The organism is Paenibacillus sp. NPDC057967 (assembly GCF_042887015.1).
GTDB lineage: Bacteria > Bacillota > Bacilli > Paenibacillales > Paenibacillaceae > Pristimantibacillus.
Genome location: NZ_JBHVQB010000004.1, coordinates 135,340 through 147,123 on the forward strand (window position 1 = coordinate 135,340; position 11,784 = coordinate 147,123).

The 11,784-nt window shown below is 41.8% G+C and carries 18 protein-coding genes; 1 reads left to right on the forward strand and 17 read right to left on the reverse strand.

What is annotated here, in order from left to right:
- Window positions 1-11 precede the first annotated feature (11 nt).
- The 12 genes from ACFVSO_RS10955 to ACFVSO_RS11010 form a co-directional block, all read right to left on the reverse strand.
- Entirely contained in the window at window positions 12-698 is a 687-nt protein-coding gene (locus ACFVSO_RS10955) for an ABC transporter permease (protein WP_387473155.1), read from the reverse strand.
- Complete coding sequence (locus ACFVSO_RS10960) at window positions 695-1,426, reverse strand: ABC transporter permease (RefSeq protein ID WP_387473157.1); 732 nt, start codon at window positions 1,424-1,426, stop codon at window positions 695-697. The genes ACFVSO_RS10955 and ACFVSO_RS10960 overlap by 4 nt, the downstream gene beginning before the upstream one ends.
- Before the next feature lie 2 nt (window positions 1,427-1,428).
- Complete coding sequence (locus ACFVSO_RS10965; RefSeq protein ID WP_387473159.1) at window positions 1,429-2,370, reverse strand: ABC transporter ATP-binding protein; 942 nt, start codon at window positions 2,368-2,370, stop codon at window positions 1,429-1,431.
- Between the two features lie 213 nt (window positions 2,371-2,583).
- The gene (locus tag ACFVSO_RS10970) at window positions 2,584-3,072 is read right to left on the reverse strand and encodes an 8-oxo-dGTP diphosphatase (protein ID WP_387474251.1); all 489 of its coding nucleotides are present in this window, start codon (window positions 3,070-3,072) and stop codon (window positions 2,584-2,586) included.
- A gap of 100 nt (window positions 3,073-3,172) precedes the next feature.
- The gene (locus ACFVSO_RS10975) at window positions 3,173-3,643 is read right to left on the reverse strand and encodes a hypothetical protein (RefSeq protein WP_387473161.1); all 471 of its coding nucleotides are present in this window, start codon (window positions 3,641-3,643) and stop codon (window positions 3,173-3,175) included.
- Between the two features lie 128 nt (window positions 3,644-3,771).
- Entirely contained in the window at window positions 3,772-4,068 is a 297-nt protein-coding gene (locus tag ACFVSO_RS10980) for a hypothetical protein (RefSeq protein WP_387473163.1), read from the reverse strand.
- 22 nt (window positions 4,069-4,090) lie between these two features.
- Window positions 4,091-4,585, reverse strand: coding sequence for a hypothetical protein (locus ACFVSO_RS10985; RefSeq protein ID WP_387473165.1), 495 nt, complete (start codon window positions 4,583-4,585; stop codon window positions 4,091-4,093).
- Window positions 4,586-4,621: 36 nt separating this feature from the next.
- Window positions 4,622-5,197, reverse strand: coding sequence for a hypothetical protein (locus tag ACFVSO_RS10990; RefSeq protein ID WP_387473167.1), 576 nt, complete (start codon window positions 5,195-5,197; stop codon window positions 4,622-4,624).
- Between the two features lie 119 nt (window positions 5,198-5,316).
- Window positions 5,317-5,976 (reverse strand): HAD family hydrolase, encoded by a 660-nt coding sequence (locus tag ACFVSO_RS10995; RefSeq protein ID WP_387473169.1) that lies wholly within the window; start codon window positions 5,974-5,976, stop codon window positions 5,317-5,319.
- 543 nt (window positions 5,977-6,519) lie between these two features.
- Window positions 6,520-6,801, reverse strand: a complete 282-nt coding sequence (locus tag ACFVSO_RS11000; RefSeq protein ID WP_387474253.1) for a GNAT family N-acetyltransferase — start codon at window positions 6,799-6,801, stop codon at window positions 6,520-6,522.
- Between the two features lie 192 nt (window positions 6,802-6,993).
- On the reverse strand, window positions 6,994-7,323 hold the full coding sequence (locus tag ACFVSO_RS11005) for a low molecular weight protein tyrosine phosphatase family protein (protein ID WP_387474255.1): 330 nt from the start codon (window positions 7,321-7,323) through the stop codon (window positions 6,994-6,996).
- Window positions 7,324-7,470: 147 nt separating this feature from the next.
- On the reverse strand, window positions 7,471-8,043 hold the full coding sequence (locus ACFVSO_RS11010; RefSeq protein WP_387473171.1) for a GNAT family N-acetyltransferase: 573 nt from the start codon (window positions 8,041-8,043) through the stop codon (window positions 7,471-7,473).
- A 140-nt stretch (window positions 8,044-8,183) separates the two neighbouring features.
- On the opposite strand from ACFVSO_RS11010, the gene ACFVSO_RS11015 reads away from it, so the two are divergent.
- A complete protein-coding gene (locus ACFVSO_RS11015; RefSeq protein ID WP_387473173.1) occupies window positions 8,184-8,657 on the forward strand; it encodes a GyrI-like domain-containing protein in 474 nt (157 codons plus the stop codon).
- A gap of 105 nt (window positions 8,658-8,762) precedes the next feature.
- Here the strand turns inward: ACFVSO_RS11015 and ACFVSO_RS11020 are convergent, their stop codons facing one another.
- From ACFVSO_RS11020 to ACFVSO_RS11040, 5 genes are all read right to left on the reverse strand, one after another.
- Complete coding sequence (locus ACFVSO_RS11020) at window positions 8,763-9,272, reverse strand: DUF2569 domain-containing protein (RefSeq protein WP_387473176.1); 510 nt, start codon at window positions 9,270-9,272, stop codon at window positions 8,763-8,765.
- A 243-nt stretch (window positions 9,273-9,515) separates the two neighbouring features.
- Window positions 9,516-9,959, reverse strand: a complete 444-nt coding sequence (locus ACFVSO_RS11025; RefSeq protein WP_387473178.1) for a DUF4362 domain-containing protein — start codon at window positions 9,957-9,959, stop codon at window positions 9,516-9,518.
- 37 nt (window positions 9,960-9,996) lie between these two features.
- A complete protein-coding gene (locus ACFVSO_RS11030) occupies window positions 9,997-10,506 on the reverse strand; it encodes a DUF6886 family protein (protein WP_387473181.1) in 510 nt (169 codons plus the stop codon).
- Between the two features lie 200 nt (window positions 10,507-10,706).
- Window positions 10,707-11,111: a hypothetical protein gene (locus ACFVSO_RS11035; protein WP_387473183.1), complete on the reverse strand. Its 405-nt coding sequence runs from the start codon at window positions 11,109-11,111 to the stop codon at window positions 10,707-10,709.
- A gap of 27 nt (window positions 11,112-11,138) precedes the next feature.
- A complete protein-coding gene (locus ACFVSO_RS11040; RefSeq protein ID WP_387473185.1) occupies window positions 11,139-11,612 on the reverse strand; it encodes a hypothetical protein in 474 nt (157 codons plus the stop codon).
- Between the last annotated feature and the right edge of the window lie 172 nt (window positions 11,613-11,784).

An 11,784-nucleotide genomic window follows, 5' to 3' on the forward strand; every position in this document is an offset into this window, starting at 1 on the left:
ACCCCTTTTCCTTATTGCATTCTTCTTGTGCTTCCGATGACGATAAAAATGAGAGTATATAGCCATAACACCCCATTAATGAGCAGGAATTCAGCAACATCATTCCCATCCGCTACCCAATTCAGGCCTTCCGTTAGCCAAAATGTCGGTAAGAGCACAGCAACTCGTTTTAATAGATCCGGGAACATCTCAAGCGGAATCATCACGCCTCCCAATAGGACGACGAGGAAGATAAGCGCCATATAAACAAGAAAAGAGCTGTCCTTATTACGATAAAGGGTAATCCAGGCCAAAGCAAGCGCCAGTGCCGTGAAACTAAATGAGATATATAGGAATAGTAGCGGTAAGGGCTGGTGCAGCTCCTGCCCCCACATTATACCGCCGCTGACCACGATGGCACACTGAATGATTAAAATAATAGCGTAAGCCAGCAAATTTTGCGTCAAATAACGAAAGTAACTGACAGGGGCAATCGATAATCGCTTAATAACACCTTTGGCCCGGTCCTCAAGGATAATAGAAGTTAGTCGAATCGCAACAAATAAAATCACAATACCAAAATATTGATAGCCGTATGGCAATAACGGCCATTGGTCTGCATTAGGGAAGAATATACAAGCCAGAGGAGCGATGGTGAGAAAAATCAAATTCGTGAGATTGCCGAAGCTTCTCTTTAATGCGAAAGTAAAGATTGTCACCTCATTCGCCTCCTTCCCGCAACCAACATGACGATGAATAAGATGACAATCGCCGCCAATAACAGATTGGCTTGAAACCAGGCTTCCGCGAGGTTACCGCTGCTTCTTTCTGTGACTGATCCGATCGCCAAAGTGAGCGGATTCCCATAAGAACCGAGAAAGTCAAACCATACGTTTTGAGGCATCGGAAAAAACAGTCCAGCCAGCAATACAAAGCCAACACCATAAAGTTCACTTAATCGTTCTGCGAGCTTGAAATTTTTCGCAATGCTGGCGAATATCACACATACGATACTAGATAATACCGACATTAAAGTAATTAGGTAAATGACCCATCCCCAGCTATGCCATGCAATACCCAGAACAAATTGAGAATAGATCATCAACAGAATGCCGAGCACGACAGAGTACATCGTTCCGCACATCATAATCGAAAAAGCATACATCGTTCGATTGAAGGGCAGAGCAAACATTCTCATCCGATTGACCGTAAACAAATCAATATGAATGAAATGCATAACGGTCGTCCCGCCGAATAGCTGGAAGACTAGCACCATCGTAAGGGCATTGAAATCTGCGTAAGGAGTGCCGTCTTCTGTCATCATCCCAGACAGTATAAAAGAGAAAAACGTAAGGAGCACGATTGGAACAAGAAATAACAGGATGAGAACAATATAGTTGCGGACCAGCCTCAGCATCGTAAATGGAACGGTAGCGAGCACGCGCATAACTATTCCCCCTTGTCTCTTAACTGCTTGCCAGTCAAAGTTAGAAAAACATCCTCTAAATTCGGTTTATCTGCCTGAATGGCGAGCACACTCGAATGTTCCCTGACAACGGATAAGACTCGATCGAGATTTCCTGCGCCGGCTGCTGATATAACCGTAATATGGCTTCCGGTTGCCACTACCTTTTGAACACCTGCAATTTCCTCCAGCTTGTTGAGCGGAACGTTGTCCGGAGCGGATACATCAAAGCTTACCTTCTCCTCGTGTTGAATCGTTTTAATTAATTGCTGAACCGTGCCTTCTTGAATCACTTGTCCTTGGTCCATAATCACAACCCGGGATGCGATTTCCTGAACCTCCTCCATATAGTGCGTGGTGTACAGGATCGTTGTGCCGTTGTCCCGCAGTTTTTTGACCGATTCCAAAATATGATTTCTCGATTGCGGATCGATACCGACGGTAGGCTCATCCATAATGAGAAATTTGGGCCGGTGCGTCAGCGCACAGGCAATATTAAGCCGACGCTTCATGCCTCCGGAAAACTTGGCGGGCATTTTATTCGCCTGATCGCGGAGACCTACAAATTCAAGCGCTTCCTCCACTCTCTTTTTCTTCTCTTCTCCTCTCAAACCGTACACGCCTGCAAAAAACAGCAGGCTTTCCTTGGCATTCAACTCCTCAAATACCGCAACCTCCTGCGTAACCAGGCCAATTTTCTCTTTATTTTCATTGGAAAACGGATTTTTCGACTGTCCGAACAACGCGATTTGGCCCTTTTCAAAAGAGAGCATGCCGGTAAGCGTTTGAATTAAAGTCGTTTTCCCTGCTCCGTTGGGGCCGAGCAAGCCAACGATCTCCCCTTCATGAATATCCAGATCAATATAATCCAGCGCTACGTAGGAACCGTATCGTTTCAGGACACCTTGCATGGAAGCTATTGTCATCCCTATCACCCTTTCCGCATCAGTTACTTAAGTATGACAAATTCGTTTTTTTGCAAGTAGTTACATTTGTCACGAATCCGATCAGACGGCTGCTAGTGAGGGCTTCAGTCTGGAGAAATACGAATAAAAATAAGGAGTGGCAATAGTTCCACTCCTGATTATAGAAGATACATGATATAGACAGCCATTATTGCAGACTATCGTCGCAATATCTTACCTGCTCGAAGGGCGTGCTCCTACTTTAGTTTCTTCCGCTTCATTATAATTTCGAATCGTTTCTTTGAGCGTCTCCCCTTTGCTCCCATCCCAAATGAAGCTCAATTCAAAGGTTCCTGGTTGAAAGAAAAGCGGGAACCTCCGCTGAAACCAATCCTGCATAGGCAGGTTCATCGCAGCTTCCCGCTCCACCCATACCAGCTCGCCTTCCGGAGGCTCCGAAAGCAGCTCACCTTCGAAAGACGTTACGGAATAGTTAAATACCATTGAACGAAGTCCTGTCGACGGATCACAAAATTCATCTAGTCCTTTATATACTATATCTTTGACGATTAGGCCCGTTTCCTCGCGCACCTCACGTATGGCTCCATCAACTATGCTTTCTGGAAAATCCACTTTTCCCCCGGGAGCGATGTAACCTGGAAACCCCATATGATCGGGACGATTGATGAGCAATACTTTTGTACCGCTCTGAATCATGCACATCGTGTACAGTTTATGATGAATGGATACGGACAATTATTTCACTCCATTTCAAAGATTGATAACTCGAATTCTTTATGACAAAATCTATACGCTTGCTCACTTATACTACATGTGATACTATACGCATCTCATCTTTTATTTCAACCAATTGCTCTGCGCAAAACAAAAGAAGCGCCTGATTCAATTGTTTCGCTTGAGCTTTTTGTTTTAGCTTGAGGCGAAGCACGGTATAGGAATGGATCTTGTGAACGAGTTCAATCGTTATTTGGTCTCCGGCTAATACGACTTCATCGATATTGTCCGCTGGAAGGATCATTGACCCAAATTGCAGCTGGTCCTGGGCAACCACAAGTTTTACGATCTTCCTGACCTCAATAATATGCCACACCAGCGTAATGAACGATATAAGAAAAGTCAGTATCATGAGAGGGACTTTCAAATCAGATTGGATCAAAAAAGCCGTCCAAATAAACATCAGCAAGCTCACTTGCATGATAATGGCAAGCGTGAATGTCCTCCAAGTATGGAAATGATGCATATCAAAACTGAGGTTTTTTGTTTTCAAGCTCATACCCTATCTCCTTCATATTGCCTGATCCAATATTTTACGAAAAACCCACCTGTTCAGGTGGGCTCTTATATCCTTATGATAGTGTACCATCATCTTCCATTATTGAATATGCATTCATGAAGAGAGCGCTAGTTTTGATCCTTTTTCTCTACATGTATTTCGGCTTCTTTCCAATTTTCATCGATCGTCACGAACTTTTTTTTCATCACTTTACGAATATCCGGATAAAAGAAACCAATACCCACAATCAAAGCGATCCAGCTTAATACCAAAGGACCGCTCCCCACATAAGTTAACATGTCTGCAAATAGTTCACTGCTCCAAGAGCTCAAATTCGACCCGTATATAGCTGCAGTTAGATAGCGAACGCTATACAAGAAAGCAGCGATTACAATAAAGGCAACGCCAACTGTTCTTCTATGCATATAATCCTCCTCTTACTCGACTTTACACGTCTAACGAGTCCTTTCCGAAATAGTAACCTTTTAAATGACTATCAAAAAAATCCTTTAACTCGCTGTGCTCAATCGTATATTTTACCGGATAGAACCTCGTATCTGTCCTCTCGATATAAATGCGGTCCTTATCATATTGCATTTGAATTGTCTTTCCTGATGTAACTGTAAGCTTAATAGCTGCATCGATCCTTGCCGTAAAGCCCGGCACCTCTCTAATCGTGGATTCCGGTATCGAATTCAGCCATTCAACAAGCTTCCCCACTTCTTCTTCACTAAGCGCTAACCGCTCAAGATGAATATTCGCTCCGCCATCCGTATCCATATACACCGCTTTGCTCATTTGAACACTTTGGATATGATTTGCCGATATTCTTTGATAGATCGATTGAAAATTATCGGATACGACAAGTATGCAGGACGCCATAAACGATACAAATACATAAATGAGTCTGCTGCTATAAGGGAGCTGCTGCTTCACTAACATTCCCTCACCTGCTTTCCGTATAAAATAAATGGACCACTAATCAATGTCTGCTATTTTCCACACGGCACCTTTTTCTTTCTTCTTAAGCAATACATATAGATAATTAAATTCTTGACCGTCCTCTCTTGATTCGATGACGCCCGCTACAGCTTGAAATACATATTTTTGCTCTTGAATACTGATATCGCTATGCAATTCAATTTTCTCTATTTTATAAACAGGAAACCCGTTATAAGAGCTGCTCTCATATAATAATTTCAAATACTCTTCTTCATTTTCCTCCCACAAATACTTCAATCGAGCATTTATCACTTGCACTATGGCTAATTCATCGTCCGTATAGTCCCCCTCCTCCAAATAAATCGGACTTAAAGGCTTCAACGAAACAATAGGCTCCGAGGTAGGTTCCGGAGTTGGGGTTGGGGTTGGGGTTGGGGTTGGGGTTGGGGTTGGTGAACTTGTAGGCGACGGGTTTAAGGTTGGATTATTGGATACCCCTTCAGCCAAACTGGAAGAAGGATTAGCTGCATCACTGGTTTTATTCAATGGCTGACAAGCGGCTACAGTTAACAAGCTGCCAATGAGCGAAAGTTTCAATAAAAAAGGCTTCATACCTACACTCCTTGTACGGTCTGTTTTTATTTACTACCTACTAGACGTCAAGAAGCATCGGATGGTTATCCAAAAATGATTATTTATTTCCATTTTTATATTGTCCGTTTGCTTTGCTATTATAGATATCGCTTCAGTTCTCTAATATCTGTAATCTCGCCAAGAGGGTCTACGCCTTGTTGAATCATTTTGACACGATCTCCTTTATACGCTATAAAAGGGATTCCAGCGGCAATTGATGCCTTGCCATCAATCCATGCGTCCCCTACCGAGATCCATTCCTGTGCGGATGTCTTCTTAAAATGCTGCAACACATATTGAAAACCATCAGGCGAAGGTTTAATCCGGTTCATCCTCTCCCTGCCGACTACGAGGTCAAAGAATCGGAGAATCTCATTATCTAGGAGCGCTGTTTCTGCTGCTTCCACTGCGTTATTCGTAACCACGGCCAAGTTATATACACCATGTAATTCATTCAAAAGCTCAACGACACCGCTCTCTAGCTTGGCTCCTCGCATTCCAGCCACTTCATACTTTTTCGCAATATCCCACATCTCGGAGATGTGTTCTGGACTCATACTTTGGGTGGAGAGTGCTTGTGTAATAATGGTCGATGTCGTATGTTGATCCAAATTCCAACCTGTAGGCAAGTATTGGCTTTCGACCAAATAGTAATAAGTATCCCGCTTCATGGCATGAAAATCAATACTGGATTGCAGCAGCGTATTATCCATATCGAAGACAATGCCTTTAATGATGGGGTTCGTAATTGACTTCATTACATAATCTCCTTGATATCAGCCGATTTCTTTAACTTTATGTTAAAATCAATGCCTATTAAGTAAATTTCCAAAATTAATAGTGTCAATGTGATACAAAACCCAATGAAAATAACCATGCTGCTGAGCTCTCCCAACAATGGAAAGTACCCGCACACAAGGATCAAACCAATAATGGAATAGTTATTGAGCAACAACATTCTCCACCCTCGCCTCGGGCGTCTGATCGTCGAGTTGATGATTAAGCTAGCACAAATCCAATTGGTATCGTAAGGATCAAATGAAAAAACTTTAAACCCGACTCTTGCTGAGCCCACGGAAAAATCGCATATTCATCCGTGTATAGAAAGCATGCAAAACCAATTGTTATGAGAAGTAAAGCATGATTGGCAAGCTTATTCAAAGATAAAGCGTCTTTGGATGCCATAGCCTATTCGACATCCTTTATTAGCGCATAAAGCTTCATATCATGATAATCGCCCTTACAAAAAACATACTTGCGCATGACTCCTTCAAATTGCAAACCAGCCTTCTCCATTACTCTCAAAGATCCGTCAGGCAGCGAGCTTCAATACGAACAAGTCCCATTATGGAAAATCCGATCTCAACCAGCTTCTCTACGATCTCAGTCATATAGCCTTGGTTCCAATAAGACCTCGATAAAGCATAAGCCAGCTCGGCTCTGGCGTGATTCGGATACCAGTTGACATATCCGCATGTTCCGATAAGCTTGCCAGTAGATTTATACTCTATGCCCCATGGGGCCAGCTGCTGCTGTTCATATTTTTCTATAATATTGCGTATAAATTCTCTCGTATCTTCAATAGAGTGATGAGTATGCTAGATTGTATATTGTGACACTTTATCATCCGAACAATACTCGAACATATCTGCAGCGTCATTTAGCGAGATTTTACGCAAAATGGTTCTTTCGGTTACCAATGTAGGCATCAATAAGATATGATTTTTCTCCATATTCACAAATCTGCCTCCTCTCTTATCTTCAACTAATTAAAATTAATCCGGTACTTCGATATATTCCGATACTCTCGACTTTAGCAGCTCGATAAGTTCTTCATCCATGTAAGAATATTCATCCGGAATGTCAAGCCGAATGATTGATTTGTCTGCTATTTCATCCCTAAATTTGGTCTTAAGCCTTCTGCTATGTTTTGTTTCCATCACAAATATCAGATCGGCCCAACCGATATGTCCTGCGGTTACCTTGATTCGGGCATTTTCTTCTGTTCCAGCGGATCTTACATCATACATCGGGTATGCGCTGAAGATCTTCTCAGCTGTTAAGCTCCGCCATTTGTTCCTGCTGCAAATGAATAATATTTTAATAGAAACTGCCTCCTCTATAATGAACATGAACAATTGCCTATCTTAGCTCTCTGTTGTACAGATAGATAGTGAAACATAGTATACTTAACAGCGAACTGATTACCCATCGCCCGCTTACTTTATAGACGCTTTTCAATAAGCAACGAACTACTCAGCAAGAAAATGTTCCAGTTTGTTTTTGATCAAAGGCCATTCACTAGCAATTATGCTATAAATCACGTAATCCAAATTGTAATATTTCTTTCGAAGGGTCCCTTCTTTAGTTGCCCCTAATCGTTCAATTGCTCGCTGAGACCGTATATTATCGATTGATGTGACGATCTCAACTCTGATCACCTTCAGCACTTCAAAAGCATATTGGAGCATCAAAAATTTGCATTCCGTATTAACCCTTGTTCTCCAAACGGCAGGAGAGTACCAGGTCGTTCCTATATTCAGATTCTGATGGCTTTCTGAGATGCGCAAAAACCTTGTAGAGCCTACAAACGCCTCCAGTTCCTTGTCATATATCGCAAAGGGGAACTGTTCTTTACGCTCTCTCATTTCCAAGCCTTGCTGTACGAATGCACTCATCTCTTCTACATTATCAATTCGATAAGGGAAATGAGCCCAAATCTCTGGGTTTCTTGAACATCTGAAAAGCGGCATCATATGCTCTTCTTCTAGCGGGATGAGTCGAACGCGCTTTCCTTCCAATTCTGAAAAATCGTACAATGCCATCACCCTTGTCCGTAAATTGTTAAAAATTAGGTAAGATAGGTTCCTCAAAATGGATTTTCGCAAAAAGGTAACGTATAATAGTTTCTCAATGCTTAGTTGGCATTAAATTGAATTTGATGTCATGAAGGAGTTGTCAATCTATGTTACGAGTACAGAAAACAGTGGAACGAACTGACACCAAGTTGGTTGGTTTTCAAGTTGTAGTATCTCTGAATCAAGATTTGGAGGAAGGCATTGTCGTTCAATTACGTGAAAGGCTATTAGAAAAACGTCATCAAATTCCGAATCAGAAAAATGATGGTATGTATTTAGTTCAGATTTATCCGGATGAGCAATGGACCCCTGATGTTCCATTTACAAGTATGGTAGCAGTGGAAGTATGCGAATTCGGGCAAAAATCGAAAGAGTTTGTAAACCATACGATTCCTGCTGGCTCATTTGTAAAAGTGACACACCGTGGAACGGAAGACGAAATAGGTCAAACCTATGATTGGATAAGCGAACAAGAACTCTGCATCAATCGGTGTTTCGATTTTGAGTACTGGGCTCCTAAGGCTTCCTTTGACCAGGAAGACAACACCATTGATATTTATTTACCGATAGAAAATAAATAGCGATTCGATACACGAAAACAAAAAAGAGGAGATCTAATGTCTCCTCCCACCATAATTCAAATATTATCCAGAATCAAGTCTATCATGAAGATTCTTTATCCGAATTCACTTATGAATAAATGTATTTTTAACACGAACTGATCTTATAAAATAGGGAATCCAAATCAGGCAAGTACCAGCCGATCTAATTATTTCCTTGATTGAACTGGCATCCTCCAAATCTCGTGCAAATGGAATTTGCATAAGTAGGATGTAATCAACTATGACAACTAACAAGCTGATGCCGAAGTAAATGATCATCAACCGTGGCAAAATCGCTTTTTTGCTATAAAAACATACTAAAATGAAGATGCAAAAAGCAAAAAATAAAACATTGTAGATAATTTCAAACAGGATGAGCGGTTGCCACATCGGATGATAAATCAGTGAGCTTTTGTCAGCAAAAAGCTCCCATGTCCCGTCCCCAAAAATGCTGACCGTGCTCATCACTTGATAAACCAAGATAAGCATGGTGACATAGAGGCCAATTTGAACCAGTACCAGCCAGCCCCCTAACCCAGAGATTAACTGCGGGTAAGGCCGATTTTCTGGTGTGGCCTGCGATTGCGTTTCCATCAATACACGTCCCTTTGTCAGATATAAGTGTGATATATTCCGGCTTCGCCAAGAAAGTCCTTCCGACTCAATCCCATCTCACCAAAATATACCCTATAATTACTTATCGTCCCATCATGTGAAATAATTAAGAGACGCTTCGTTCTTTCGCGGCACCACCTAATAAAGTCAGTAGCTATTTCTTTGAATAACTGATGACCCAGCTTATTAATGCCTTCTCCATCCTATTACCTCCGCATCTTTCTAGTTTCTCAACGTCAGCACATATATCACATCCCCAACGCTGGCTCCGATGATTTCATCACAGCCAGTAAGGACATAGTTGCTGATATGAATATCTTCCTCTACCGACTGTCTTATTTCCAAGCTGCGGCATGTTGTGCTGGCTGAATAATCCGCTCCATACTTATCTCTTGAATTATCGTATGAGTAACGAATATAATCGCCGCCTTCAAAAGCTAACTCTTGAACGATGGGGGCTCCCTCAACGGTATAATGAACGATTCCGATCTCATCACTCTTCTGTTGGCTCATGGCTGTCATGAACTGGTCTATTCTTTTTGTATTTTTGGTGCCTAGCGCATCAACTAGGATCGTACTTTTACGCAGCTCATGATAGGGATCTTTGGATGAAGAACAGCTCATTAGCAGAAGAGAAATGAATATGAAAACCGTAGTTTTTCTCAAAAGCATTTCCTCATTTCATTCGATCATGTACATAGGTCTAACCATTCCCCTGCGCATTACGCATCCGAATCATAGAGAAAGCAATCGTCGATTCCAGTACCTTGTCTCTCATTGGTAATAAAGAAGGGATAACCCGAATCTCAATTCCTTCATTCAAAATGGCAGCGAACAGATTATCCACCCGCTCCACCGCAAATGGCACTACTTTTTGATTAGAGACATAATATCCCGCATTCACGTCCTGTTCTCTGAAACAATCCGACTCAAACGTATACCGATAAATACGTCCCGCACTCAGCCGCTCATACCATCTCGATTCAATCGCTACCATTCTGCGTGAAGTTGACATTCCGAAGAAATCCGCAATATCCTTCTCCGATGTTTCTTCATTTGTCCATAGACAAATCCGAGGACATTCTCTTGGTAAATAGTAGTGTGGAGCGTGGTATCCGTCAATCGCCCAAACCTGTGCTTCAGTCTGATTATAGATCGTCCTTGGCTCGAAATAAGGAATGTTCGACTCCTCGCTAAAATGAAACAACTTCATCACTCAGTACCTCTCGCTTTAGTATAGTCCTATGTACCTCTTCGATTATTGAGTAATAATCCCTTGTGATTCAAGTCCCGAAGACCCTGACATGCACCCACACATCAAAGCTTCTTGTCCAGAATCGGAACCATGGTCTTTCTTTTGTTACAGATGCTGCTTCTAAGCTGTCCCCTCATCACTTTTCTCCTATTTGACTACTATCCTTCAACTAATTTGTAGTATCTAACATCACCTTTATCCGTGTCTGCAATTAAGATATCTCCACGCTCTTTCACACGATAAACTTTCGTCCCAACAGGTAATTCATTAGCAGCACCGTTTACAAACTTGGCTGCATCATCCGTTTGCAAAGTAATCTCTAGCAGCAATTCGTCTTTTGTTAGCTCTTCCTCATTCACCCAATCTATGCCTGAAAGAAGTACGATATCTTGAACCATCATAATGTTGGCATCTGGTCTTCCTTCTAACACCTCTTGAGGTGTTGGATTCCCCATATTGTATTGGGAAGAGCTCTTCTTCTCTTCCATCTTTTCCGTGCTGGCATTGCATCCTGCTAGCACTAAAGCAGAACTTATTATTATCATTAAAACCCAAATTTTCATCTTCATTGCCCCTTTTCACGCAAATTTTCACAGATAATAGCCGTCACTCTCCGGCAATGCTTGATAAGCCTCTTTATTTCTAATCATCTCTATAATCGTATCCGTCAGTCGTTGAAACTCTCTATGAGATTTGGTTTCATTGAATTCGCCTTCCCAACGGATGTTCTGCTCTTTGCCATCTACAAAGATTTGAAAAGTGTAGCCAGAAGACGGTTTAATGTTCATTCCTTCAAGTTCATTCGGATAATCAAATAACCCGATTTCTTGCATTAACGCATACACTTCCTTCTTTTCATTATCGGATAAATGCAGTTTAGTCGAGCTGGTGCCGTTCTTCACAAGATCTTTGGTATATGTCCCTTGAACCGTATCCAATACGTTTTTGTTCATCACGCCATATGAGAACACAAAATCAAATGCAACCGGCTTTTCCTCCTGTTCGGAACCGACCGCAGCACAACCAATTAGTGCTAGCAACAGTAGACCTGCAAGAAATTTCATGACTCACTAACCCCCTATGTAGTTGGCTTCATTCATTTCAATGCCCCACACGATGAGCAGCTTCATGCAAATTGCTCATCACCAAAAACAAAATAAGAAATACGACCATTACTACAATTATCCATCCCAACCATAAGAGCATATTGCTACTTTCTTTTCGCACCATCCGAGA

Coding starts and splice junctions, on each gene's coding strand:
- ACFVSO_RS10960 (WP_387473157.1), bottom strand. CDS start 1,426: ATGCGCGTGCTCGCTACCGTTCCATTTACGATGCTGAGGCTGGTCCGC.
- ACFVSO_RS10965 (WP_387473159.1), bottom strand. CDS start 2,370: ATGACAATAGCTTCCATGCAAGGTGTCCTGAAACGATACGGTTCCTAC.
- ACFVSO_RS10970 (WP_387474251.1), bottom strand. CDS start 3,072: ATGTGCATGATTCAGAGCGGTACAAAAGTATTGCTCATCAATCGTCCC.
- ACFVSO_RS10975 (WP_387473161.1), bottom strand. CDS start 3,643: ATGAGCTTGAAAACAAAAAACCTCAGTTTTGATATGCATCATTTCCAT.
- ACFVSO_RS10980 (WP_387473163.1), bottom strand. CDS start 4,068: ATGCATAGAAGAACAGTTGGCGTTGCCTTTATTGTAATCGCTGCTTTC.
- ACFVSO_RS10985 (WP_387473165.1), bottom strand. CDS start 4,585: ATGTTAGTGAAGCAGCAGCTCCCTTATAGCAGCAGACTCATTTATGTA.
- ACFVSO_RS10990 (WP_387473167.1), bottom strand. CDS start 5,197: ATGAAGCCTTTTTTATTGAAACTTTCGCTCATTGGCAGCTTGTTAACT.
- ACFVSO_RS10995 (WP_387473169.1), bottom strand. CDS start 5,976: ATGAAGTCAATTACGAACCCCATCATTAAAGGCATTGTCTTCGATATG.
- ACFVSO_RS11010 (WP_387473171.1), bottom strand. CDS start 8,043: ATGGCATTGTACGATTTTTCAGAATTGGAAGGAAAGCGCGTTCGACTC.
- ACFVSO_RS11015 (WP_387473173.1), top strand. CDS start 8,184: ATGTTACGAGTACAGAAAACAGTGGAACGAACTGACACCAAGTTGGTT.
- ACFVSO_RS11020 (WP_387473176.1), bottom strand. CDS start 9,272: ATGGAAACGCAATCGCAGGCCACACCAGAAAATCGGCCTTACCCGCAG.
- ACFVSO_RS11030 (WP_387473181.1), bottom strand. CDS start 10,506: ATGAAGTTGTTTCATTTTAGCGAGGAGTCGAACATTCCTTATTTCGAG.
- ACFVSO_RS11035 (WP_387473183.1), bottom strand. CDS start 11,111: ATGAAAATTTGGGTTTTAATGATAATAATAAGTTCTGCTTTAGTGCTA.
- ACFVSO_RS11040 (WP_387473185.1), bottom strand. CDS start 11,612: ATGAAATTTCTTGCAGGTCTACTGTTGCTAGCACTAATTGGTTGTGCT.